General features: G+C 29.8%; 25 protein-coding genes. 11 read left to right on the plus strand and 14 right to left on the minus strand.

What is annotated here, in order from left to right; all coding sequences use genetic code 11:
- Positions 1 to 29 precede the first annotated feature (29 nt).
- From MC378_RS12910 to dnaK, 8 genes are all read right to left on the minus strand, one after another.
- Positions 30 to 653: a hypothetical protein gene (locus tag MC378_RS12910; protein ID WP_242179182.1), complete on the minus strand. Its 624-nt coding sequence runs from the start codon at positions 651 to 653 to the stop codon at positions 30 to 32.
- Positions 654 to 680: 27 nt separating this feature from the next.
- Positions 681 to 1,100, minus strand: coding sequence for a DUF2141 domain-containing protein (locus tag MC378_RS12915; RefSeq protein ID WP_242179183.1), 420 nt, complete (start codon positions 1,098 to 1,100; stop codon positions 681 to 683).
- 103 nt (positions 1,101 to 1,203) lie between these two features.
- Positions 1,204 to 3,360, minus strand: a complete 2,157-nt coding sequence (locus MC378_RS12920) for a TonB-dependent receptor (RefSeq protein WP_242179184.1) — start codon at positions 3,358 to 3,360, stop codon at positions 1,204 to 1,206.
- A gap of 95 nt (positions 3,361 to 3,455) precedes the next feature.
- On the minus strand, positions 3,456 to 4,373 hold the full coding sequence (locus MC378_RS12925) for an AraC family transcriptional regulator (protein WP_242179185.1): 918 nt from the start codon (positions 4,371 to 4,373) through the stop codon (positions 3,456 to 3,458).
- A gap of 351 nt (positions 4,374 to 4,724) precedes the next feature.
- On the minus strand, positions 4,725 to 5,033 hold the full coding sequence (locus MC378_RS12930; protein WP_242179186.1) for a hypothetical protein: 309 nt from the start codon (positions 5,031 to 5,033) through the stop codon (positions 4,725 to 4,727).
- Complete coding sequence (locus tag MC378_RS12935) at positions 5,034 to 6,320, minus strand: NAD(P)/FAD-dependent oxidoreductase (RefSeq protein ID WP_242179187.1); 1,287 nt, start codon at positions 6,318 to 6,320, stop codon at positions 5,034 to 5,036. It abuts the gene before it with no gap.
- Positions 6,321 to 6,375: 55 nt separating this feature from the next.
- Positions 6,376 to 6,900 (minus strand): hypothetical protein, encoded by a 525-nt coding sequence (locus MC378_RS12940; RefSeq protein ID WP_242179188.1) that lies wholly within the window; start codon positions 6,898 to 6,900, stop codon positions 6,376 to 6,378.
- Positions 6,901 to 7,035: 135 nt separating this feature from the next.
- Entirely contained in the window at positions 7,036 to 8,940 is a 1,905-nt protein-coding gene (gene dnaK, locus MC378_RS12945) for a molecular chaperone DnaK (RefSeq protein ID WP_242179189.1), read from the minus strand.
- A gap of 249 nt (positions 8,941 to 9,189) precedes the next feature.
- Between dnaK and MC378_RS12950 the strand changes: the two genes are divergently transcribed.
- Together MC378_RS12950 and MC378_RS12955 are read left to right on the plus strand one after the other, a co-directional pair.
- Positions 9,190 to 9,531, plus strand: coding sequence for a DUF2853 family protein (locus MC378_RS12950; protein WP_242179190.1), 342 nt, complete (start codon positions 9,190 to 9,192; stop codon positions 9,529 to 9,531).
- Between the two features lie 90 nt (positions 9,532 to 9,621).
- Positions 9,622 to 11,046 (plus strand): L-serine ammonia-lyase, encoded by a 1,425-nt coding sequence (locus MC378_RS12955; protein WP_242179191.1) that lies wholly within the window; start codon positions 9,622 to 9,624, stop codon positions 11,044 to 11,046.
- Positions 11,047 to 11,117: 71 nt separating this feature from the next.
- Here MC378_RS12955 and yaaA read toward each other — a convergent pair whose 3' ends face one another.
- The 3 genes from yaaA to MC378_RS12970 form a co-directional block, all read right to left on the minus strand.
- Entirely contained in the window at positions 11,118 to 11,876 is a 759-nt protein-coding gene (gene yaaA / locus MC378_RS12960; protein WP_242179192.1) for a peroxide stress protein YaaA, read from the minus strand.
- Between the two features lie 247 nt (positions 11,877 to 12,123).
- Positions 12,124 to 13,158, minus strand: coding sequence for an RluA family pseudouridine synthase (locus tag MC378_RS12965; protein ID WP_242179193.1), 1,035 nt, complete (start codon positions 13,156 to 13,158; stop codon positions 12,124 to 12,126).
- Positions 13,159 to 13,233: 75 nt separating this feature from the next.
- Complete coding sequence (locus tag MC378_RS12970; RefSeq protein ID WP_242179194.1) at positions 13,234 to 13,791, minus strand: PASTA domain-containing protein; 558 nt, start codon at positions 13,789 to 13,791, stop codon at positions 13,234 to 13,236.
- Between the two features lie 93 nt (positions 13,792 to 13,884).
- Here MC378_RS12970 and MC378_RS12975 point away from each other — a divergent pair, with 93 nt between their 5' ends.
- Genes MC378_RS12975 through MC378_RS15395 form a run of 6 tightly spaced genes read left to right on the plus strand, consistent with a single transcriptional unit; the run spans position 13,885 to position 20,952 of the window.
- Entirely contained in the window at positions 13,885 to 14,859 is a 975-nt protein-coding gene (locus tag MC378_RS12975; RefSeq protein WP_242179195.1) for a D-alanine--D-alanine ligase, read from the plus strand.
- Positions 14,860 to 14,863: 4 nt separating this feature from the next.
- Entirely contained in the window at positions 14,864 to 15,319 is a 456-nt protein-coding gene (gene coaD / locus MC378_RS12980; protein WP_242179196.1) for a pantetheine-phosphate adenylyltransferase, read from the plus strand.
- 2 nt (positions 15,320 to 15,321) lie between these two features.
- Complete coding sequence (locus MC378_RS12985; protein ID WP_242179197.1) at positions 15,322 to 17,079, plus strand: M14 family metallopeptidase; 1,758 nt, start codon at positions 15,322 to 15,324, stop codon at positions 17,077 to 17,079.
- Between the two features lie 60 nt (positions 17,080 to 17,139).
- The gene (locus MC378_RS12990; RefSeq protein WP_338048451.1) at positions 17,140 to 17,604 is read left to right on the plus strand and encodes a (2Fe-2S)-binding protein; all 465 of its coding nucleotides are present in this window, start codon (positions 17,140 to 17,142) and stop codon (positions 17,602 to 17,604) included.
- The gene (locus MC378_RS12995; protein ID WP_242179198.1) at positions 17,601 to 19,817 is read left to right on the plus strand and encodes a xanthine dehydrogenase family protein molybdopterin-binding subunit; all 2,217 of its coding nucleotides are present in this window, start codon (positions 17,601 to 17,603) and stop codon (positions 19,815 to 19,817) included. The genes MC378_RS12990 and MC378_RS12995 overlap by 4 nt, the downstream gene beginning before the upstream one ends.
- A 49-nt stretch (positions 19,818 to 19,866) precedes the next feature.
- Positions 19,867 to 20,952 carry a cyclic nucleotide-gated ion channel gene (locus MC378_RS15395; RefSeq protein ID WP_274704129.1) on the plus strand — a complete coding sequence of 362 codons (1,086 nt, stop codon included), beginning with the start codon at positions 19,867 to 19,869 and terminating at the stop codon, positions 20,950 to 20,952.
- Here MC378_RS15395 and MC378_RS13010 read toward each other — a convergent pair.
- Together MC378_RS13010 and MC378_RS13015 are read right to left on the minus strand one after the other, a co-directional pair.
- On the minus strand, positions 20,949 to 22,610 hold the full coding sequence (locus MC378_RS13010) for a SulP family inorganic anion transporter (protein ID WP_242179199.1): 1,662 nt from the start codon (positions 22,608 to 22,610) through the stop codon (positions 20,949 to 20,951). The genes MC378_RS15395 and MC378_RS13010 overlap by 4 nt on opposite strands.
- 49 nt (positions 22,611 to 22,659) lie before the next feature.
- Positions 22,660 to 23,256, minus strand: a complete 597-nt coding sequence (locus tag MC378_RS13015; RefSeq protein WP_242179200.1) for an NUDIX hydrolase — start codon at positions 23,254 to 23,256, stop codon at positions 22,660 to 22,662.
- Positions 23,257 to 23,263: 7 nt separating this feature from the next.
- Between MC378_RS13015 and pyrE the strand changes: the two genes are divergently transcribed.
- Complete coding sequence (pyrE, locus tag MC378_RS13020) at positions 23,264 to 23,908, plus strand: orotate phosphoribosyltransferase (RefSeq protein WP_242179201.1); 645 nt, start codon at positions 23,264 to 23,266, stop codon at positions 23,906 to 23,908.
- Positions 23,909 to 23,914: 6 nt separating this feature from the next.
- Positions 23,915 to 24,304, plus strand: a complete 390-nt coding sequence (locus tag MC378_RS13025; RefSeq protein ID WP_242179202.1) for an SRPBCC domain-containing protein — start codon at positions 23,915 to 23,917, stop codon at positions 24,302 to 24,304.
- On the opposite strand, the gene MC378_RS13030 is transcribed toward MC378_RS13025, so the two are convergent.
- Positions 24,301 to 25,032: a biotin--[acetyl-CoA-carboxylase] ligase gene (locus MC378_RS13030; protein WP_242179203.1), complete on the minus strand. Its 732-nt coding sequence runs from the start codon at positions 25,030 to 25,032 to the stop codon at positions 24,301 to 24,303. The two genes, MC378_RS13025 and MC378_RS13030, sit on opposite strands and share 4 nt — an antisense overlap.
- Before the next feature lie 87 nt (positions 25,033 to 25,119).
- On the opposite strand from MC378_RS13030, the gene rsfS reads away from it, so the two are divergent.
- Positions 25,120 to 25,488, plus strand: coding sequence for a ribosome silencing factor (gene rsfS / locus MC378_RS13035; RefSeq protein WP_242179204.1), 369 nt, complete (start codon positions 25,120 to 25,122; stop codon positions 25,486 to 25,488).
- Positions 25,489 to 25,503 lie beyond the last annotated feature (15 nt).

Consider the following 25,503-nt stretch of genomic DNA (forward strand, 5'->3'; position numbering starts at 1 on the left):
TACTGCAAACTGCAACTACCTACAGAATACTATTCTTTACACTGTTTTAAAACAGCTTCAGCTCTTTTTAGCATAAATTTTGGATAAAATTCTATTTCAATTTTTTCTTTTTTACTTAACTCAATAGCTCTTTCAATTTCTGAGCAATAAGGAGCAGTAGATTTTCCAAAGAATTTAGATGCGCCTATATTCCATTCTGCTTGTGCCAAAATTACACGTGGGCTTTCAGGTTCAATTTGTAATGCTTTTGCGTAAAGTTGATTGTTTTGTCCGGATAAAGTCATGCCGTATTTTTGCCCGTCAAAAGCAATGTAAGCCAAGTTTAAAAAAGCCTGAGCCACTAAGATTTCTGGATTGTTTTCTGAATTTATTTTAGCAACATCTAAAAATTCTTGAGCTTTAGTTAATTTTGATTTTAAAACGGTTTCGTCTTTTAAACCAAAACTAGTTATGGTTTCTATGGTTGCAACGTAATATGAAGGCATCCATTTTGTTGGTTCAGCTTTAGAAATTCTTTCAAAAAGTTGCGAAGCTTCCGTCATGTTGCCTTGTTCCCACAAATCAAACGCTTTTTGCATTCCTGTTTGGTATTTTGTTTGTGCAGAAATAAGTACAGTAAACAAAAGGACTATAAGTAAGATTGATTTTTTCATTTTAAAAAAGTTTTGGTTGGTTTTTACTTAAATTTTAATCTCAATTGTTTTGTTTTCTGATAATTGAAATTTTGCATCATCGTATTTTGGAGGTCCCATAAAACCTGTTGCATTGTTAGAACAACCATAATCTTCTTTTGGGATTCCTAAAAAATTTGTATCCATTTTTTTGTTATCATTTTCATCATGAACAAAGGATACAGCATATTCTCCTTTTGGTAAATCTTTAAAAACAACTACAGATTTTTTATCTTTAATTTTTACAATATCTCCTTTAAATTGTTTTTTTAAGAAATTTTCTTTTTTATTGTAAACAGCAATCAGTAAAGTTCCTTTGTTAGAATTTAAGCCAGAAATGTTTACGGTTAAATCTACAGTTTCTTCTTGAGCGTTTGTGCTTAAAATTCCACTAAAAAAGATGGCAAATATTAAAAGTAAGTTTTTCATAATTGTTGTTTTATTTTTTTGATACTTCAAATATCTGAGGTTTTTACCAATTTGAAACAAGAAACATACCGAATTGTTGTTTTTTGATTCTGAGTTGTTATTTCTATAAATTATCTAACTGATTTGTTTTTTTGTTATCGCTAATTGTCCAGAAAAAACCAACAAAAAAGAATCGGTCTGCACTCGGAATTATAGCTTGTCTATTAAAATTTCCATTAGACTCTGCGGTGTTTTTGTAATTGTAACCAAATACATTTTGTGTACCTAAAACATTACTTGCAGAAAAATATAATATTTTTTGTTGATCGATTAAATAGGCCCAATTAAGGCTTAAAGATTTGTAGTTTTTTGTTTTGTTATTTAAAAAACCAATTTCGTTTGGGTTGGTATAAGTTCTACCAGAAGCAAAATTGTAACTGAAACCAATCTGACTTTTCCAGTTTTCTACCCAATGTTTGGCAACTACAGAAAGATTGTGTTTAGACGCAAAGTTAGGTGTTGCAGTAGTTGGATAATTTTTATACTCTCTTTCTGCATCTAAATAGGAGTAAGAAACCCAATAATCTGTGTTTTTAATTTTACCGTTTTGTCTCCAAAAAACATCGAAACCTTTTGCATAACCTTCGCCGTTATTGTTAAAATTACTAGTGTATACGGCGTAATTATCATTGTATTTTACTAGGTTTTTATAATCTTTAAAATAAGCTTCTATTCTAAAAATTTGACCTTGTTTTGTATGTTGATAATTGGCAATTAAATGCGATGTGTTTTCGGCTTTAAAATTGTGATTGAATTTTAAATATTCATTTTTTGGGTTCTGATAAAATTGTCCGTATGCTAATGAAAATTGCGCGTTTTTATTCACTTTATAAGCGATAGAAGTTCTTGGAGAAAGTGTAAACTCATTTAGTAATTCTGAGTTTTCTGCTCGAATTCCGATTTTTACAGCCAAGTTTTTAGAAAAGAAAATATCTGTTTCTACAAAAGAGGCAAAAATGTTATTGTTAAATCCGTATGTATATTGTTGATTTGTATCTGTTGTGTAATCTTCATCAAAATCAGTTAAAAAATATTCAGAACCAAAGCTAATTTTGAATTGATTAGAAAAGGATTTTTTTAGCTTTACTTTAAAGTGCATTGAGTTTTCATTATCGGTAACAACATCCTCTATAATCTTAATGTTAGAATGATCATTGGTAAAACTAAAACCAGTTTCTAATCTCCAATTATTTCCAAATTTGTTCTTGTAAGAAGTATTAAAATAGAGGTTTCTGTTTTTTAAACCAAAGCGAAAACCATCTTCATAATTAATATCATCCTGAATCACATCAAAATCTGTATAACTAAAGGCTCCGTACATTTTTAAAAGAGATTGATTCTTAAATTTATGTCTAAAAACCATTTCTCCGTTTAAAGATTGTACAGGTTTTTTATAGGTATTTCTATCCGGAAAAGCTTCTTGATATGGCGCTAAATTGATATATGAAGTATTGATACTAAAAGAATTATTATCCCAAATTTGTGTATTTCCAACGCCCAAACCTAAGGTCATAAAAGATAAGTCTGTTTTTTCTTCTACAGGTTCATCAATCGTATTTAACTGTAAAAGACTCGATAAAGCTTGTCCGTATTCAGCAGAATATCCTCCAGTAGAAAAAGCAATTCCTTTAAATAAAAAAGGTGAAAATCGTCCGCGACTTGGTATGTTATTAGAACTTGGTGTATAAGGTGTAAAAACACGAATTCCATCAATAAAAATCTGTGTTTCTTCTGCTTCTCCGCCACGCACAAACAAACGTCCGTCTTCATCTACAGTAGAAGTTCCTGGTAAGGTTTGTAAAGCACCCATAACATCGCCCAAAGCACTTGCAGTTGTAACAATGTCTAAAGGCTTTAAAACGGTTACTTTTGCTTTTTCTCCTGCTTCAAAAGTCCCTGCATTTATTACAACAGCATCTAAAGAATTTACATCGTCTCTTAATTTTATTTTTAAGTTTTTGAGAGATATAACATTCGCAGTTTTTATAAAAGTTTCAAATGAAACAAATGAAATGACTAAAGTTTGGGTTCCTTTTTCTGAGGTTGTAAATGAGAATTCTCCTTTTTCATTAGTTGAGGTTCCGTCGTAGGTTCCGTCTAAATAAACGTTTGCTCCTAAAATAGGATTGTTTTTAGTGTCGGTTACTTTCCCGGAAATAGTGTTTTGTGCAATTAATGAAAATTGAGAAATAATGCATAAAAGATATAAGAGCTGTTTCATCAGTTTTGGTTTTGATGATACAAAGATGTGATGTTATTCAATTTTAAAATAAAAACAACTACTGAGTTGTAATTTTTAAATGATGAATTGTAATTTTATAAAATAGGAATGCACAGATCAACAATAAATTTGTTTTCGGGATGTTCAGCTGCGTTGTTGTAATAAATTTCAAAAGGATCAATTTCAGATTTTTTGTAACCATTTGTAACCATAAAAGCAAAAGAAGATTCCCATGCTTGCTGAAATTCAAAAGGTGTAATTTCTAATCTAGAAACAATACATTTTGTAGGACTTACTATTTTTAAATTCACTTTACCATCTAATTCAATGGGATCGTTTAAAACAATACAAGCACTCATTCTTAAATTATTTGGATCAGTAATTTTAGGGCTGTCATGATAAATTGTTACCATTCTTGTTTCTTCGTTAATCAAACCTTTTGGAGTTGCCCATTTTACTAATTTATTATACACACTAGCAATAGCTTCCATTTTTCCTTTATGAGAGATGCTTGCTAAATCTAATCTGGGAATTTTTTTAATTTCTGGATTTGTTTTCATTTGTAACCAATTTAAAGCGTTATTGATGTTGCAAAGATATTGCTGAAAAGTAACAGTTACTTTTCCATTCTTGCTTTCTGTTTTGTAAATCTTGCTAAATTGATTAGGATTTTTTTCTTTGAATTTGTTTGGTGAAATTCCGTAGAACTTTTTAAAAGATTTTGAAAAAGAAGAAAGATTATTAAAACCTACCGCTTCTGCAATTTCGGTTATATTTTTTTCTTGTTGATGTAATAAATAAGAAGCTGCTTTTTCAATTCTTTTTCTATTGATAAAATTATGTACTGTTTCGCTAACAACAATTTTAAATAAACGATGAAAATGAAAAGGAGAAAAATGTGCTTTTTCTGCAATAATTTCTAAAGGTAAACTTTCTGATAAATGATTTTCTATATAGGTGATTGCAGTGTTTAATCTAACTATATTTTCTTTCGCAATTTTATCGGAATTCATTTTTTAGTTTTTTGAAGATAGTAGAATACAAATCCACTTACAAAGTATAAAATAACATCTACAATGTCTTTGGTGTATCTTGCTAAATATTTCGGAAAAATATATTCGAATAATAAACTATATAAAAAACACAAGTATAAAATGATTGGTAAACTTAAGGTGTAGTTTTTATTATTTTTAGACCATTTTAAGAACTGTAAACAAATAAAAAGAACGATTGGAATAATTAAAAAATCGTTTACATAAAAATGAATAATCTTTGGTAAAGGAACCGAAAAATACTGTAGAAAATAAATGATAGTTCCTGTAAGTAAGGAAAATATAAAATAGTAAAAGAGTGTTTTATTCATACTAACCTGCAGCAACCATTGCAATAAACCAAGCTAATCCCGCACCAATTAAACTTACAATCATAATTGCAGAATATAAAATCCAACCAATAATTCTGTAGAATAAATTTGGATGCTTTTTTAAACGTTCTGCTAAATTGGGGTTTTCTTTTTCGTGAAGAACAACATCAATTTGATCTTGTTTAACTTGGGCTTCTTTTATCTGCCTCTTTTTAGTGTCAGAAATTAAAGCATTACAATTTTTACAATATTCTCTATTGGTATTAAAAACACCACAATTAGAACATTTAATAATTTTTGTAACACTCATTTAAATTATTGTTTTTTTCTTTTTATAAGGGCGAATAATCAATCTTGTTTCTCTGTCAAAACGAATATAATTATACATCCAATTTAGAAAAACGATGGCTTTATTTCTAAAACCTATTAAAGAAAATAAATGGACAAACATCCAAACAAACCAAGCAAAAACTCCTTGAAATTTCCATTTAGGTAAATCTACAACCGCTTTATTTCTACCAATAGTAGCCATGGAACCTTTGTCTTTATAAACAAATGCTTTTTGTTCTTTGTTAAATAATTTAGCAACGATATTTTTTGCAACTAATCTTCCTTGTTGAATAGCAGGTTGTGCCATCATTGGATGTCCGTAAGGATTTTTTTCTGAAGACATACAAGCAACATCCCCAATTGCATATATATTTGGATGATGTAGTACTTGGTTAAATTCATCAACTTTAATTCTTGCAGCTCTTTCAATGATACATTCAGCATGTAAACCATCAATAGTTTTGCCTTTTACACCAGCAGCCCAAATTACAGTTTCTGTTTTAAAATGATCTTCTCCATTTGTAGTTACAATTTTACCATTATAATCTAAAACGCGTAAATTTTTCCAAACATTTACACCTAATTTTATTAAGAAATCTTCTGCTTTTTCAGAAGCTTTTTCGCTCATTCCTTTTAATAAACAGTCAGAACTTTGAATTAAGTTTATCTGCATTTGTCTAATATCTAAATCCGGATAATCTTTTGGTAAAATACCTTTTTTCATTTCAGCCAAAGCACCGGCTAATTCTACACCAGTTGGTCCACCACCAACAATTACAAAGTTCATTAATGCATTTCTTTCTTCAATATTAGATGTTAATAAAGCGTCTTCGAAATTTTCTATTATTAGACTTCGAATGTTTAAAGATTGCGGAATGGACTTCATTTCCATGGCATATTTTTGAATGTTTGTATTTCCAAAAAAATTAGTTGTGGAACCTGTAGCAATAATTAATTGATCGTATTCTAAATTTCCAATAGAAGTTTCTATGGTGTTGTTTTTTGGATTTATTTTTTCTACTTCTGTTAATCTAAAATAGAAGTTTTCTACATCGTTAAAACGTTTTCTTAATGGAAAAGCAATAGAGTCGGGTTCTAAACCTCCGGTTGCAACCTGATAGAGTAGTGGTTGAAAAGTATGATAATTATGTTTGTCTATTAAAACAACTTGTACTTCTTGCTTTTCAAGTCCTTTTGCAGCTGCTAAACCTGCAAATCCGCCACCAATAATTATAACTCTTGGAAAGCTAGTTTGTGGAATGTTCATGTAGATTTGATGATTTTAAAATCAAATACAAATTTACTGAAAAGATAACTAGTTTTTATTTGAAGTTTCTTTTAATTTCAATCAAAGTTTTATTAGAGTTGATAAAACTAGAAATTATTTCTTTTCTTAAAATAGCTATTTTTTTATCATAGTAATTGGCCCATTTATCCTCTGTTAAAAGTTGGTTTATATGTTTAATTTTTTTTTGAGCTTCAGAAAATGTAAATAAATAATTTTTGTTTTCTTTTTTATTAGGTGAAATTTTAGCTGTTTTTTCTTCAAAATTAACATCAATAAAAAATATTTTTTCTTTCGAATTGATAGGGTAGAAGTCACACCATTTAGCATAGCCAATTACTGTTTTTTGGTTCTTGTAATCTTCATTTGCTATTAATTTCCATCTACAATTGGCAACTCTTCCCCAGTGATTCGATTTTCTATAAACACCTTCATCCGTATAAAAATACATACTTTCAGATTTACTTTTATAATTGGTGTCTTCAGGGAATTTAAAGTTTTCTATTTGTGTAAACTCACAAAAAGTATGTTTAAAGAAGTTGGTTTTATTGTAGATTTTCAAAAAAAATAGAATTTAATGCGAATTTATGAAAGAGAAATTAATTATTTAAATAAAGTTTTTTGTATTATTAGTTATAATACACAAAAAAACGCAACCAAATTAATGGTTGCGTTTTAGTTTAAGTATTGTAAAGTATTATTTTACTTCTTCAAAGTCTACATCTTCAACATTGTCACCTTGAGCATCATTAGCTTCTGGTTGACCTTGTTGTGCACCTGCATCAGCTCCTCCTGCAGCTTGTTCAGCAGCATACATCTCTTCAGAGGCAACTTTCCAAGCTTCATTAATCTTTTCCATTGCAGCATCAATTTGTGCCAAATCTTTAGATTCATGAGCAGCTTTTAATTCAACTAAAGCAGCTTCAATTGGTCCTTTTTTATCATCAGATAATTTATCACCAAATTCTTTTAATTGCTTTTCTGTTTGAAAAATCATAGAGTCAGCTCCATTTACTTTTTCTGCAGTTTCTTTAGCCGCTTTATCAGCTTCAGCATTTGCTTCAGCATCTTTTCTCATTTTTTCGATTTCTTCTTCAGATAAACCAGAAGAAGCTTCGATTCTAATTTCGTGAGATTTGTTTGTTCCTTTGTCCAAAGCAGAAACTTTAATAATACCATTGGCATCAATATCAAAAGTTACTTCAATTTGAGGTATTCCTCTTTGTGCTGGTGGTAAACCATCTAAATGGAAACGACCAATAGTATTATTATCTGCAGCCATAGCTCTTTCACCTTGTAAAACGTGAATTTCTACGGATGGTTGATTATCTACAGCTGTAGAGAATACTTGCGATTTTTTTGTAGGAATTGTTGTGTTTGCATCAATTAATTTTGTGAAAACATTTCCCATAGTTTCAATACCTAATGATAAAGGTGTAACGTCTAATAACAATACATCTTTTACATCTCCAGATAAAACTCCACCTTGAATAGCAGCTCCTAAAGCAACAACTTCATCAGGATTTACACCTTTACTTGGTGCTTTTCCAAAGAATTTTTCTACAGCTTCTTGTACCGCAGGAATTCTTGTAGAACCACCAACTAATACAATCTCATCAATATCAGAAATAGATAAATCAGCATTTTTTAATGCAGTTTGACAAGGTTCTATTGTTCTTTTTACTAAATCGTCAATTAATTGCTCAAATTTAGCTCTAGACAAGGTTCTTACCAAGTGTTTTGGTCCACTAGCAGTAGCCGTTACATAAGGTAAATTAATTTCTGTAGAAGCAGAAGAAGATAATTCAATCTTCGCTTTTTCAGCAGCCTCTTTTAAACGTTGTAAAGCCATAGGATCTTCTCTTAAGTCCATGTTTTCATCAGCTTTAAACTCTTCAGCTAACCAGTTAATGATTTTTTCGTCAACATCATCACCACCTAAATGCGTATCTCCATCAGTTGCTAATACTTCAAAAACTCCGTCTCCTAATTCTAAGATAGAAACATCATGTGTTCCACCACCAAAATCAAAAACAACAATTTTTTTATCGTCGTTAGACTTGTCTAAACCATAAGCTAATGCAGCAGCAGTAGGCTCATTTATAATTCTTTTTACTTGTAAACCTGCTATTTCACCCGCTTCTTTAGTAGCTTGTCTTTGTGCATCGTTAAAGTATGCTGGTACAGTAATTACTGCCTCAGTAACGTCAGTTCCTAAATAGTCTTCAGCAGTTTTTTTCATTTTTTGTAACACCATAGCAGAAATTTCTTGAGGCGTATATAAACGACCATCAATATCTACTCTTGGAGTATCATTATCTCCTTTTACAACTTTGTAAGGAACTCTTTTTACTTCTTGAGAAGATTCAGAGAACTTATTTCCCATAAAACGTTTAATAGAATAAACAGTTTTTGTTGGGTTAGTTACAGCTTGTCTTTTTGCAGGATCTCCAACTTTACGTTCTCCTCCTTCAACAAAGGCAACGATAGATGGTGTAGTTCTTTTACCTTCTGCGTTAGGAATTACAACTGGCTCATTTCCTTCCATTACGGAAACACATGAGTTTGTTGTTCCTAAATCGATTCCAATTATTTTACTCATAATAATTTATTTATATTAATTTTTTAAATTCAATTTTACATTATTCTATTTGTCAAACTGTGTGCCAACTGTTTTTTTATTGTAAAATGTCAGTTTTTTTAAAAAAATAATGAATATTGTTGTGACATTATGACACAAATTGTATCTAATTTATTGAAAAGGAAGAATTTTTGAAAAGACTTTTAAATTTCATATATTTGGATAATTCAAATAACCCTAATTATTATTTAATAAAAAAAACAAAAAATCATGAGTAAATTTGACGAAAAAGTAGCATTGTATAAAAAGTTTATGGACGATAGAGATCTACGTTCAAATACAGATTTATTAGCAGCCGTAACTAAAGGTTTAGGACCTTCTATTTATAAAGCAGATGCAGAAACAGTTTCTGGTTCTGATGCTAAAGAACTAGCAACTGTAAAAAATAATTTTTTAATTAAAAAGTTAGGTTTAACAGATAGTAAAGAATTAGATGAAGGAATTGAGGAGGTAATGGAAAGAATTGGTAAATCTGAAAGAAAAAAATATAGAGCAGTAGTTTACTATATGCTAATGAAAAAGTTTGATAAAGAAGCTGTTTACGGTTTTTAAGTTTTTAACTTTTTATTAATATAAAAAAAAATCCAACTCATTGAGTTGGATTTTTTACATTTACAACATAAATTTTAATCATTTTTAAGAATGTCTCAATTTATTAGTGTCTTTGATATGCTCAAAATAGGTGTTGGTCCATCAAGTTCTCATACTTTAGGTCCTTGGAGAGCGGCACAAGAATATGTTTCTAAGCTAAAAGAAACCAATAAATTTGATTTGATTGATAAAATTCAAGTTGATTTATATGGCTCTCTTTCTTTAACAGGAAAAGGCCATGCAACAGATTTAGCTGTTTTATTAGGCTTAAGTGAGGCAGATCCAGAATACATTCCTATTGAAGATATTTTTATTATTGTTGAAAGAATAAATACTCAAGAAGAAATTTTATTTAAAGGAGGGAAATCGATTCCTTTTTTCAAAAATTCAATTGTTTTTAATAGAGAATTTTTACCATTTCATGCAAATGGGATGACATTTAGAGGTTATAAAGAGGGTGAAGAAATTTCTAATGAAACCTATTTTTCTATAGGTGGCGGTTTTATTGTACAAGAAAATGATAACTTAGAAGAAGAAATTAAAATTAATAAAAAGAATTTTCCTTATCCTATCAATAGAGCTATTCAATTAGAAGAATATTGTGAAAAAGAAAATTTACAAATTTCTGAAATTGTTTTCAAAAATGAATTAGAATTAAGATATGCATCTGAAATTGATTTTGAATTGAATAGAATCTGGGAAACCATGTTAGAATGTATGTACATTGGTTGTCATACAGAAGGCAAGCTTCCAGGTGGGTTAAATGTAAAAAGACGCGCTTTTGATACACATCAAAGATTAATAAAAGACACTAGCTATCAAAATCCAAAAGAATGGATTACAGCGATTAGAAGTACAGAAGTAAAGTTTAGAGAAATTTTAAAATGGGTTAGTTGTTTTGCATTATCTGTAAATGAAGTAAATGCAGCTTTGGGTAGAGTGGTAACTGCACCAACAAATGGAAGTGCAGGTGTAATTCCAGCTGTTTTAATGTATTATTTAGTGATAGAAAACCATCAAGCAGATTTTAATGACATTAAAAAATTCTTATTAACCGCTGGCGAAATTGGCAGTATTTTTAAGAAAAATGCTACAATTTCTGCAGCTATGGGAGGATGTCAGGCAGAAATTGGAGTTTCTTCTGCAATGGCAGCAGGAGCTTTGACAGAGTTATTAGGAGGAACAGCAGCACAATGTTTATCGGCAGCAGAAATTGCTATGGAACATCATTTAGGTTTAACTTGTGATCCTATTGGAGGTTTAGTGCAAGTGCCTTGTATAGAACGAAATTCTATGGGTGCCATAAAAGCTATTCATGCAGCAGAAATTGCTTTAGAAACAAATCCTAAAGAATCGTTAGTACATTTAGACAACGTAATTGACACCATGTGGGAAACTGCGAAAGATATGAATAAAAACTACAAAGAAACCTCGGAAGGTGGTTTGGCAGTTACTGTAAGAATTGTAGATTGCTAATCAGTGGGCAGTTTTCAGTAACCGTTAATAGTGATAAATTGAAAACTGCCACTGAATACTGTAAACTATTTTTAACGTGTAAACACCAAATCATTTCCAGAAGACATTTCTTCAGAAAAACGATATTTATCAACATTAAAACCTTTTAATTCTTCAATAGTTTTTACGTTATTTTCAATAATATAACGCACCATTAAACCACGTGCTTTTTTAGCATAGGTCATTACAATTTTATAATTCCCATTTTTATAATCTTTAAAAATAGGTGTAATCATAGGTGTTTTTAATACCTTTTTTGGAATTACTTTAAAGTATTCTGTACTTGCCAAATTTATTAATAATTCATCATCTTTTAGCTCTTCATTTAAAGCTTCTGCTATAGTTGTATCCCAAAATTTATATAAATTTTCTTTTGTACCAACCTTTAATTTAGTTCCCATTTCTAAACGATATGGTTGTATTAAATCTAAAGGTTTTAATAAACCATAGAGTCCAGATAGAATGCGTAAATTTTCTTGTAATACAGGTAGTTTTTTTTTATCTAAAGTATTTACGTCAATTCCCTGAAAAACGGCACCTGTAAATGCATAAATAGCTTGTTTTGCATTTTGGGTTGTAAAAGGTGTTGCCCAAGTTTGATTTCGATCATAATTTAATGCAGCTAAATCATCAGAAATTTTCATTAACTCAGCTAATTTATTTTTTGAAAACGTTTTTAGTTTTTTATTCAATTTTTCTGATTGTGCTAAAAAACGAGGTTGTGTATGTAAACTAGTTGGAACTTTACTTTCGAAATCTAAAGATTTTGCTGGAGATATTATGATTTTCATACGATGTTTTTATTGTTGATGTAAAAATACAAATAGTAAGAGTTACATTCAAATTTTAAAAATCGTAAAATTGATAGAAATATCAATAAAATTGATGATTTCTATAACAAACAGACAGAAGCTCATTTAACTAATCTAGTTGCAGTAGTCTGGATTTTATATTGTGATATTAAATCATAATATTTTACCTTCATTTGAAGAAATTAAACTTTATATATAAGAAAAAAAATAGTCTTTTTTTTTGAATTTAAAATTCTTCTTTAGAGTTTTCAGAATAGGTTCTCCATTTTTCTAGACAGTCTGTAATATCTTTTGGGACTTCAGAATTGAACTGCATAAATTCTCCAGTAGTTGGATGCGTAAAACCTAATGTTTTTGCATGTAATGCTTGTCTTGGTAGTACCTTAAAACAGTTGTGTACAAATTGCTTGTATTTGGTAAATGTAGTTCCTTTTAAAATATCATTTCCTCCATAGCGCTCATCGTTAAATAACGTATGGCCAATATGTTTAAAATGTGCTCTAATTTGATGTGTTCTTCCAGTTTCTAATTTACATTGTACTAATGTAACATAAGTTAAACGTTCTAAAACTTTATAATGTGTTACGGCGTGTTTACCAAAATCTCCATCAGGAAAAACGGCCATTTGCAAACGATTTTTTAAACTACGACCAATATTTCCTTCAATTCTGCCTTCATCTTCTTCAATATTTCCCCAAACTAAAGCATAATATAAACGTTCTGTAGTTCTGTCAAAAAACTGACGAGATAAATTAGCCATTGCAAATTCGGTTTTAGCAACTACTAATAATCCACTGGTGTCTTTATCAATTCTATGAACCAAACCGGGTCTTTCATTAGAATTGGTTGGTAAATTTTCTATGTGATGAATTAAGCCATTGACCAAAGTTCCAGAATAATTTCCGTGACCAGGATGTACCACCATTCCTGCTGGTTTATTAACTACAATTACAGCATCGTCTTCATATACAATATCTAAAGGGATGTCTTCTGCAACCAACAAGTTTTCTGCTGGTGGATAAGCTAAAACAACTCTTACAACATCATTTGGTTTTACTTTATGATTTGATTTTACAGCAACGTCATTTACTAATACATTACCCGCTTTGGCAGCTTGTTGTACTTTGTTTCTGGTTGCGTTTTCTACAAAATTCATTAAAAACTTATCTACTCGTAAAGGCTCTTGACCTTCGCTAGCAGTAAATCTGTGATGTTCGTATAATTCGTCGTTTTCTATATCTTGATTTTCGTTTTCTTGCAAAATTTGTTTTTTAAGTTAAAAGTGATATTCGTAAAGAATCTCAGACTTTAACTGTTTAATTTTTAGTTTTAATCTTTAATTCCCTTTTCCATCACCTAAAACCAAATCTACAATTGAGTTTAGAGGAAGTTTGTCTCCATGAGTTAAAATTTCTCCTTTATATCGTAAGCCACGAACTACATCTTTACCTATATCTCTAACAAAAGTTGGATTTGTACCAATATTAAACCCTATAGAACGTAAATGAGACATTGCTTGTCTTTTCGTTTTTCCGTTTAAATCTGGGATTGTTACATCTCTATATTTAGAAGGGTTTAAGGTTAAATAAATTTTACGTTTTTCTTTTACAAAATCGCCTTCTTCTGGTGTTTGTTCTATAACAGATTTTTTTGGGTAATCTGGATTAAAACTGGCGCTGTCTATAACTTTAAAGTCTAAATTTAATTCTTTTAATTTTTGCTCTACCTCATCAAGGGTCATTTTATGTAAATTTGGAACTTGTATTTTTTGATCGTGATTGGTAGAAACTCCCAACCAAAATTTTAGAAAGAAAATAAAAGCTAGTAAACCTACAATTGCAATGGCAACTTGTATAAAAAAAGATTTACTTTTTAGAAATTGAACAATACTCATTTTTAAATTTTTAGAACACACAAAGATATAAAAACTAAACGTTGCTGTTTCTATATTTATTTTGATAAATTTGTTTTATTATTTTAGAATCAAATGAAAAAAAATATTGCCATAGTTATGGGCGGATATTCATCCGAAGTAAACATTTCTTTAAAAAGTGGAAATGTAGTTTATAATCATTTAGATAAAGGAAAATACAATCCTTATAGAGTACATATTTTAAGTGATAAATGGGTAGCTTTAGATGATGATAATAACGAATATCCTATTAATAAAAACGATTTTTCATTTTTAATGGAGAATGATAAAATTATTTTTGATTGCGCTTTTAATGCAATTCATGGTAGTCCAGGTGAAAATGGAATGCTTTTGGCGTATTTTAATTTAATTAATTTAAAACATACTTCTGCGCCATTTTATCAAATGGCATTAACATTTAATAAGAGAGATACTTTAAGTGTTGTAAAAGAATATGGTATAAAAACGGCTGTTTCTGTTTATTTAAATAAAGGAGATGTTGTTGATTTAGATAAAATTATAAGTAAAGTAGGTTTGCCATGTTTTATAAAACCTAATAATGCCGGATCTAGTTATGGTATTTCTAAAGCTCATACAAAAGAAGAAATTTTACCAGCTATAGACAAAGCTTATAAAGAAGATTCAGAAATTTTAATAGAGTCTTTTTTAGAAGGAACAGAGGTTTCTGTAGGAGTTATTCAATATCAAGGTAAAATAAAAGTTTTACCTATTACAGAAATCGTTACAGAGAACGATTTCTTTGATTATGAAGCTAAATATGAAGGAAAGTCACAAGAAGTTACTCCTGCACGAATTTCATCAGAAGAAAAAAGTAGAGTAGAAGAGGTGGCTAAAAGAGTGTATAAAATTTTAAGTATGTCTGGTTTTTCTCGTTCTGAGTATATCTTTGTAAAAGGAGAACCTCATTTCTTAGAAATAAATACAGTACCTGGTTTAACCGAAGAAAGTATTTTACCACAACAAGCAAAATCAGCAGGAATTACGTTAACAGAACTATTTGATAATGCTATTAGTATGGCTTTAAATTAAAATTATGAAGAAAGCAATTTTTCCAGGGTCTTTTGATCCAATTACGTTAGGTCATTATGATATTATTGAAAGAGGTGTAAAATTGTTTGATGAACTCATTATTGCCATTGGTATTAATGCTGATAAAAAATACATGTTTTCTTTAGAGCAGCGTAAAAAATTTATTGAAGATTGTTTTAAAAATGAACCTAAAATAAAAGTAGTTACCTACAAAGGATTAACAGTTGATTTTTGTCAAAAAAATAATGTCGATTTTATTCTAAGAGGATTAAGAAATCCTGCAGATTTTGAATTTGAAAAAGCAATCGCACATACAAATAGAGATTTAGCTCCAATAGAAACCGTCTTTTTATTAACAGCGGCAAGTACATCTTATATATCGTCCTCTATAGTAAGAGATGTAATAAGAAATCATGGAGATTATACCAAGTTAGTGCCCAAAACAGTAAGAATTAAATAATTATGAAAAACCTACTAAAAATAATAGCTTTATTCTCTTTTCTAGTGTTGTTAAATTCTTGTAATGATTCTTCTAAAAAAAATAAAGATTTTACAACACTATTCGAAAAATCTAAAGGAACAGAAACTCCCGTTTATAAAGATGTTATTTCTTATTATAAAGATTTGTCATCTGCTTATTCTGAAATTTCTTTGTTTTCTTTCGGACAAACAGATTCAGGAGAACCCTTGCATTTGGTGGTCTACAATCAAGAAGAAATCTATAATGTTAATGAAATTAAGAATTCACCCAAAAATAGAATTCTGATCAATAACGGAATTCATCCAGGTGAGTCAGACGGAATAGACGCTTCTATGTTATTGATAAGAGATATTGTTCAAAACGATTCTTTAAAAGAAAAATATAAAAATACTATTATTTGTGTTATTCCTGTTTATAATGTTGGCGGTGCTTTACATAGAAATTCTCATACCAGAGCAAATCAAAACGGCCCTAAAGAATATGGTTTTAGAGGAAATGCTAGAAATTACGATTTAAACCGAGATTTTATAAAACAAGACTCTAAAAATGCAGCAACTTTTGCAGAGATTTTCCACACCGTAGATCCAGATGTTTTTATAGATAATCACGTTAGTAATGGCGCAGATTATCAATATGCAATTACACATTTATTTACACAACATGATAAATTAGGGGGTAAATTAGGTGCTTTTATTGAAACTAAAATGCGTCCGAGCTTAGAGAATTCATTGCTTAAAAAAGGAATCTCAATTACACCTTATGTAAATGTCTGGGGAAATACTCCAGAGGCTGGATGGGCACAATTTTTTGATTCTCCAAGATATTCTACAGGTTATACAACATTGTTTCATACATTAGGATTAATGGTAGAAACCCATATGTTAAAACCTTATAAAACAAGAGTAGATCAAACCTATGAATTGTTGTTTTCTGCTTTAGATTTTACCGAAGAAAATTCACAAAAAATTAAAGGGCTCAGAAAAAATGCTATTGATGAAATTTTAGGAAGCAAAACATATCCAATTGCTTTTAAAATTGATAAAGAAAATTCAACAGAACTACAATTTAAAGGATTTGAAGGTGAATATATTGACAGTAAAGTAACAACAGGAAAACGCTTGTTTTACGATAGAACAAAGCCTTATACTAAAACTGTAAAGTATTTTAATAATTTTGTTGCAACAAAAGAAATTACAATTCCAAAAGCATATGTTTTACCAAAGGGTTGGCATAAAATTATTGATAGATTAGAAAATAATAATATAACATTTACTCGTTTTAAAAAAGACACAACTATTGCTGTTGAAGTAAATCATGTTGATCGTTTTGATACTCGTAAAATGGCGTATGAAGGTCATTATTTACACTATAATACCACTGTTTTAAAATCTACAGAAAACGTACTATTTAAAAAAGGAGATTTATACATTCCAACAAATCAAAACGGTATTCGTTATTTGTTAGAAACATTAGAAGCAGAAGCTACAGATTCATTTTTTAATTGGAACTTTTTTGATACAGTTTTACAGCAAAAAGAAGGATATTCTGCATATGTTTTTGAAGATTTAGCAGAAGAGTTTTTAATTAAAAATCCATTAATTAAAAAAGAGTTCGAAGAGAAATTAAATTCTGATCAAAATTTCGCTAAAAATCCTAGAGCACAATTACGTTTTGTTTATCAAAAAACACCTCATTACGAAAAAGCATATTTAAGATTGCCAGTTTTTAAAATATACTAAAAATTCATTTTATTTTTTAATCTAAAATTTACGTAACTTGTAGCATTAAAATATAAACAAGTGAGTAAATCTTTATCAATTAACGGAAAATCTTATACTGTAAATGTGCAAGATGATATGCCTTTGTTATGGGTAATTAGAGATATTGTTGGTTTAACAGGAACAAAATTTGGATGTGGAGTAAGTCAATGTGGCGCATGTTCTGTTTTAATTGATGGAAATCTTACAAAATCATGCAGCATGCCTGTTTCTTACGGAATAGGAAAAGAAATTTTTACAATCGAAGGAACTTCAGAAAACTTAGAATTTTTACGCAAAGCATGGAATGATGGTAATGTGCCCCAATGTGGGTATTGTCAATCTGGGCAATTAATTGCAGCAACATCGTTGTTAGATAAAAACGAAAACCCTACCGATGAAGATATAGATGCTGCAATGAGTGATAATATTTGTAGATGTGGAACTTACTCTAGAATTAGAAAAGCAATTCATAAAGCTGTTGAACTTAAAAACAAATCAATATGAGCAATATACAGCAAATAAATCGTAGAGATTTTGTCAAACTATTTGGTTTAACATCAACAGGAATTATTCTAGGTTGTAATATTTCATCAGATAGAAAAAAATTTATTCCCACTTCTGAAAAAGATACATTTTCGCCTAATTTATTTGTTCAAATAGAAAAAAATGGAGATGTTACTTTAATTGCTTCTCGTTCAGAAATGGGACAAGGAATTAAAACATCATTAGCGTCTGCTATTGCAGATGAATTAGAAGCCGATTGGAAGTATGTTAAAGTTAAACAAGCAATTGGCCACGAAAAATATGGAAATCAAAATACTGATGGTTCTAGAAGTGTAAGAACAAGGTTAGAGCCCATGCGTAAAATGGGAGCCATTGCTAAAATGATGCTGATTTCTGCGGCAGCCAAAAAATGGAATGTTGCAGAAAATACTTGTAAAGCAGAAAACCATTTTATCATAAATACCAATACAAATGATAAGATTTTCTTTGGTGATTTAGTTGATGATGCTGCAAAATTACCAGTTCCAGATGAAAAATTAATATTGCTTAAAAAAGTAGAAGATTTTAAGTTTATTGGTAAAAATTTAAAAAGTGTCGATTTAGAAGATTTTACACATGGAACTGCAACTTACGGAATAGACGTAAGAATTCCCAATATGAAATTTGCAGCGATTGCAAGATGTCCTGTTACTTTTGGAACTGTAAAAAGTTTCGATAAATCTGATGCAGAAAAAGTAAAAGGAGTAGAACGTATTTTTGAATTAGAAAGACTTGTACCACCAACAGGTCAGTTTTTTGGAGCTTTAGGTGGTGTGGCAGTTATAGCCAATAATACTTGGTCTGCTTTTGAAGGGAAGCAAAATTTAAATATCGAATGGAATTATGGCAATAATCATTCTTTTGATACGGAACAATTTCAAAAGAAATTAACAGAAAGAGTTCATAAAAAAGGGAAGTTAGTTCCAGGAAGTAGAGGAAACGTTAGTTCTACTTTTAATAAATCAAAAAATACAATTGAAGCTACTTATCATGTTCCTTTTTTGGTGCATGCCCCAATGGAAGTGCCAAATGCTACGGCTTGGTTTCAAGAAAATAAAATAGAAGTTTGGGCTCCTTTACAAGACCCGCAAACGGCAAGAGCAGAAATTGCTCATTTTTTTAATACAGATGTTCATAATGTAACTGTAAATGTAACTTTTTTAGGTGGAGGTTTTGGACGAAAATCGAAATCAGATTTTGTAGTTGAAGCGGTTGCTTTATCAAAAAAAATAAATGCGCCTGTTCAAGTAGTTTGGACGCGTGAAGATGATATTCAGCATAGTTTTTATCACGCTACAAGTGTTCAGTATTTAAAAGGTTCATTAGATACAAAAGGAAATGTTTCTGCATGGTTACAACGTGTTGCCGTTCCGTCAATAGTGTCGTCGTTTAAGTCAATGTCTGATTATGCTTCTGGTTTGGAATTGAATCAAGGTTTTACAAATAATCCATATGATATACAGAATTTTAGGTTAGAGAGCGTTAAGGCAGAAGCCCATTTAAGAATTGGTTGGTTAAGATCTGTGGTTAATATTCATAGTGGTTTTGGTAACAACTCTTTTGTAGATGAATTGGCTTTTGCTGCTAAAAAAGATCCTGTTCAGTTTCATTTAGATTTATTAGGAAAAGAAAAAGTTATTAAAGGAAGATCAGACTATCCGTTTGAATCTAAACGATTAAAAAATGTTTTAAAAAATACCGCTAAAATAGCCAATTGGGGTAAAGAACTACCAAAAGGTCATGGTATTGGAGTTGCAGTTCATTATAGCTTTTATAGTTATGTGGCAACTGCAGTAGAGGTTTCTGTAAAAAATGGAAAAGTGAAAGTTGAAAATGTTTGGACAACCATAGATTGTGGTTTGGCATTAAATAAAGATAATATTAAAAACCAATTAGAAGGAGCTGCAATTTTTGGAATGTCTATTGCTTTGTACGGTAAAGTTTCTGTTAAAGAAGGGGCTGTTGAACAACACAATTTTTTCGACTATCAAATGACAAGAATGAAAGATGCTCCAAATATTTATGTGGATATTGTAGAAGCAATGAATGAGCCATCAACGGGAGTTGGAGAACCAGGAGTTCCGGTAATGGCACCAGCAATTTGTAATGCTATTTTTAATGCTACAGGAAAACGCGTTCGGTCGTTACCTCTTTTAGATCATGATTTGGTGTAAAAAAATCAAATCAATAGAAAATATACTGAAATAATAATTTTGCCTTGCTATGACAAAAACTTTTGGGGAGTTTAAAAAAACTAGTTTTTATAAATATTTAATAATTTTTACAACGATTGCAGCTACTTTTTTAATAGCTATTGAATCGATTGAGGCAGGTAATGAAATCTCTTTAGATATTTTATTTGCAGAGCGAATTCTTTTTGGTTTGCTTGCTTTAGATTATTTTTTCCATTTTTCAGAAGCAGTAATTGATAAGAAACTTTTCTATTACTTAAAATCTTTTGAAGGAATTATAGATTGTATTGCTTTTCTACCTTTTGTTTTAACCTTTTTAGATTTTAATCATATTGAAGTTTTAAAATACTCTTTTGGTATAGCTACTTTTCTAAAAATTGCTCGTTTTTCAGACGCATTATCTATTTTTAAAGATGTAATTATTAGTGAGAGAAAGTCGATGTTAGCATCATTATATTTAATGTTTTTACTAACTTTTTTTATATCAACTATTTTATATTTTGTAGAAAAAGATATCAATCCTAATGGTTTTTCTAGTATTATAGAATCTATGTGGTGGGCGGTGGTAACATTGGCAACCGTAGGTTATGGTGATATTGTACCAATAACAGTTTTAGGAAAACTGATAGGGGCTTTAGCATCAATTGTTGGGTTAGGGATGTTTGCATTGCCTGCAGGTATTTTAGCTAATGGTTTTGCACAAGAATTGGCAAGAATAAAGTATGTAACTAGTTGGAATTTGGTAGCTAAAGTTCCTGTTTTTTCGGATTTAGATAAAGGGGCTATTTCTGATATAGCAAGACTTTTAATTGTAAAAAGATTTACTAAAAATGAAGTGGTTATTAAAAAAGGAGATCTTGGTGATGCTATGTATTTTATTTTAGAAGGCGAAGTTGATGTTGAGATACCAGAAAATCATATCACCTTAACTCAAGGAGATTTTTTTGGAGAAATAGCCTTACTGAAAGATGTAAAAAGAACAGCAACAGTAAGAGCTAAAAGAAGATGTGAAGTCTTAGAATTAACAACTTATGATTTAAAAAGACTGGTTCAGTCTAAACCAGATCTTATAGAAAAGATAGAGGCCATAGCTAAAAACAGATTTGATTTTTTTTAGAATTTATATTCTCCTAATGGATTAGGGAAATCTTCTGGATTTGCTGCTAAATGATAACGTGGGTCGTCAATATCTTCTATAATAATATCTTTAAAAATAGGGCTTGATTTGTATAATAAAAGTTTACAATCTTCACTCAAATGCTTTAAGGTAATTTTTTTTCCTGCTGCTTGATATTTTTCAACCAAACCAAAAATAGCTTCAATTGCAGAATGATCAGAAACACGAGCTTCTACAAAATCAATTTCTACATTTTCTGGATCATTTTTAACATCAAATTTTTCGTTAAAAGCAGAAATACTTCCAAAGAATAAAGGCCCCCAAATTTCATAAATTTTTGTTCCATCTTCTTTAAAACGTTTTCTAGCTCTAATTTTTTTGGCGTTTTCCCAAGCAAATACTAATGCAGAAATGATAACTCCTACAAAAACGGCAATTGCTAAATCAAAAATAACTGTTACAGTAGAAACGATAATTAAAACAAAAGCATCCGATTTTGGTATTTTCTTTAAAATTCTAAAACTAGACCAAGCAAAAGTTTCTATAACCATCATAAACATCACTCCAACTAATGCAGCAATTGGTACTTGTTCTATTAATTTGTCTGTAAAAAGTATAAAGGTTAATAAGGTTAAGGCCATCATTACTCCCGATAATCTCCCTCTTCCACCAGCGTTAATATTTATGACAGTTTGACCAATCATACCGCAACCACCAGTTCCGCCAAACAAACCACTTACAATGTTTCCTGCTCCTTGTGCAACACATTCTCTATTTCCGTTTCCTCTAGTTTCTGTTAATTCGTCTACTAAATTCATTGTCATTAAAGATTCTATTAATCCTACTGAAGCTGCTAAAAAAGCAAAAGGCAAAATAAAAGTTAGCGTATCTAAATTAAAAGGTAAGTTTTGCCAAAGTTCTAAATTCGGAGTAGGAAATTCTCCTTTTAAACCGGTTCCTCCTCCTTCAATAATATAGGAACCAACTGTAGAAACTTCTAAGCCAGAAAAAACAACGATTAATGTAGTAATTAGAATCGCTGTTAAAGATGCCGGTATTTTTTTAGTGATTTTAGGCAGCAACCAAATAATTCCCATTGTTAAAGCAACCAAACCTAACATTATATATAATTCTGTTCCTTGCATAAAAGTACTAACATATTGTTTTACACCTTCTGCAGAAACTTGTAGCGTTTTATGTGAAAACATTTTTACTTGTGCCCAAAAAATAACAATTGCTAAACCATTTACAAAACCAAGCATTACTGGGTGTGGGATTAAACGAACAAATCGACCTAATTTAAAGACCCCTGCAAAAATTTGAATGATTCCCATCAGAATTACACAGGCTAGTAAATAAAAATATCCCATATTATCTACAGGAGTATCAAATAACATTCCTTTGGTATGCCCTTCTGCAATCATTGATACAAAAATAACAGCAACTGCTCCTGCTGCACCAGAAATTAAACCGGGTCTACCTCCAAAAATAGCAGTAATTAATCCGATTATAAATGCACCAGAAAGTGCAACTAAAGGATCTATTTGTGCAACAAATGCAAAAGCAACCACCTCTGGTATCATGGCTAAAGAAACAGTTATTCCTGCTAAAACATCATCTTTTGCATTAGGTATTATTTTTCTAATAAAATCGGTCATCTTTAGTAGTTTTTACAAGTCGGCAAAGATAGAAGGTTTTTTTAGAAAATTAGACTTCTTTAAAAGTATCGTAGACTAATTTTATGTTTCCGTATGAGTTCTTTAGTTTTGTCGGAATTTCTTCATCAGGAAAAAAATTAACTTTAGTAATTCCTTCTTCAAGTTGTGGAATTAACTCTTTTTTGTAGTCAGAAGTCATTAAGAACCAATGAGTTTCTTTAATTTTTGTTCCGTTTTGATAATAAAGGTGATAAGTTGTAATTAATTTTTGTTGAATTATTAGTTCAAAAATTCCACATTCTTCTTCAACTTCTCTAATTGCAGCTGTTTCTATACTTTCTCCTTTTTCTATTCTACCTTTGGGTAAATCCCATTTATCATTTCTATAAATAAAAAGAAGTTCTTTTTTTGAGTTTAGAACCAATCCGCCAGCGGCAGAAACTACTTTAAAATTATTGATAAAAATATTCCAACCAGACTCTAAATCAGAAGTATATAAGTTTATACCTTTTATTTGTTCATTTTTAAGTTTATAGATAAGTTCATCTATTACAACATTTTTTAAAATATAAACAGGGTAATTATTTTCTTTATTTAAAGAAGATGTTAAAATTATTGGTTTATCATTTACAAAAACTTTATACATTTGCGATATGATTTTGAACAAAGATACTGCAAAAAAAACTGCTGAACTTTTATTACAGATAAAAGCGATAAAGTTGAATCCAAATGATCCCTTTCAATGGGCTTCAGGATGGAAGTCTCCGATATACTGCGATAATAGAGTTACACTGTCTTACCCTCCTGTTCGTGTATTTTTAAAAGAACAAATTGCTAAAATTGTTGAGTTACAACATGGAAAACCAGATGTTATTGCTGGTGTTGCTACTGGTGCAATTGCAATTGGTGTTTTAGTAGCACAAGAATTAGGGGTTCCTTTTATTTATGTGAGACCAGAACCTAAAAAACATGGTAGAAAAAACCAAATAGAAGGTCATTTAGAAAGTGGACAAAACGTTGTTGTTATTGAAGATTTAATTAGTACGGGTAAAAGTAGTTTAAACGCTGTAGAAGCTTTAAAAGAAGCTGGCGCAGTTGTAAAAGGAATGGTAGCTATTTTTTCTTACGGATTTGATATAGCTAATGAGAACTTTAAAGAAAAAAACATAAGTTTAACTACTTTGAGTAATTATGAAGAGTTATTAGAACAAGCTTTGGATAGTAATTATGTTTCTGTAAATGAACTAATTACCTTAAAAGAGTGGAGGTCTAATCCAAGTCAGTGGAAAAAAAAATAAAAAAAGATGAATATAGAAGGAAATAAAACAGTAGTAGCAAAATCTCAAAAAGAAATGTTTGAGTTTTTAACAGATTTAAAAAACTTTGAACAATTAATGCCAGAATCTATTCAAAAGTTTGAAGTTGATGGAGATTCATTTATTTTTGGTTTAAAAGGGATGCCAGAAATTAGATTGGTTTTAAAAAACTCAACAGAGTATTCTAACATAAAGTTAGGTGCAGCTAGTAGTAAATTAGATTTTGATTTGGATGCAAACATCTATGAAATAGATGATAGTTCTTGTGAAGTTCAATTAGATTTTAATGGGAAGTTTAATAAAATGATGGCTATGATGGTAAAAAAACCATTAACAAGTTTTATTGATACCTTAACCAATAATATAAAAGAGCTTTAGGCAAAAGAAATTTCTTTAATTCCAAATTCTTTTATTTCATCATTTTCAAGTTGAATCAGAAGGTTTCCAATTTTTGAAATACCATAAATTTTTCCTATAAACAAAACATTTTCATTATTTTTAAACATAGTGGGGATGTTTTTTTTGTACAAAACATTAAGGTATTCCTTTTCTAGAATATTAAATTTTTTAAGATTTAAGAGTGTAGTTTTTTCTTTTATTTTGGTAATTATTTTTTTTAATAAAACATCTAAATCATATTCTTTTTGAGTTTCGTTTTTTAAAGACGTAACATTTTTAAGTGAATTACGAAAGGTTACTTGGTTTACATTTAAACCAATTCCAACTATAGAAGATTTAATTTTACTGCCTTTTATGCTGTTTTCAATTAAAATTCCACATATTTTCTTGTTTACTGACATAATGTCGTTAGGCCATTTTATAAAAAGTTTTGATAGTTTTTCATCCAAAAGAACTTCTAAAATAGCTAAAGAAATAGCAAAATTTAGGTATTTTTTATGATTAATTTCCAAGGAAGAAAATCGAATGAATATGCTGAATGTTAGGTTTTTATGTGGTTCTGATAACCATTTGCTATTTAGTTGTCCACGTCCGTTAGTTTGGTTTTCTGTGCTAACAACAGTGAAGTTTTCTAACGTAGAGTTTTGTGCCAATTCTTTCAAAAAAGAATTCGTAGAATCAATGGCATTAAGTTTGATTATTTTCAAGTGTTAAATAATGTGTAAACTAGATCAATATTACATAAAATACTCGCAAAAAAATAATAACTTTGCAATAAATTAGAAAAAAAATTAATGGTAAAAAAACCAGTAAATACAGACGAGTTAATCGCTGTTATCATAAAAGGAATTGATGATGTTAAGGGAGAAGACATTCAATTACTAGATTTAAGAGAAATAGAAAATACAGTTTGCGATTACTTTATAATTTGTTCAGGTAATTCCAATACGCAAGTAAACGCAATATCTGGTTCAGTACAAAAAATAGTAAGTAAAGAACTTAAAGACAAACCTTGGCATGTAGAAGGACAAGGAAATTCTGAATGGGTTTTAATGGATTATGTAAACGTAGTTGTGCACATTTTTCAAAAACAAGTTAGAGAATTTTATGATATAGAAAGCCTTTGGGGAGATGCAAAAATTACTGAAATAAATCCTGTTTAAACTTTTTGATTTTTA

The sequence above is a fragment of the Polaribacter marinus genome (assembly GCF_022662535.1).
Lineage (GTDB): Bacteria > Bacteroidota > Bacteroidia > Flavobacteriales > Flavobacteriaceae > Polaribacter > Polaribacter marinus.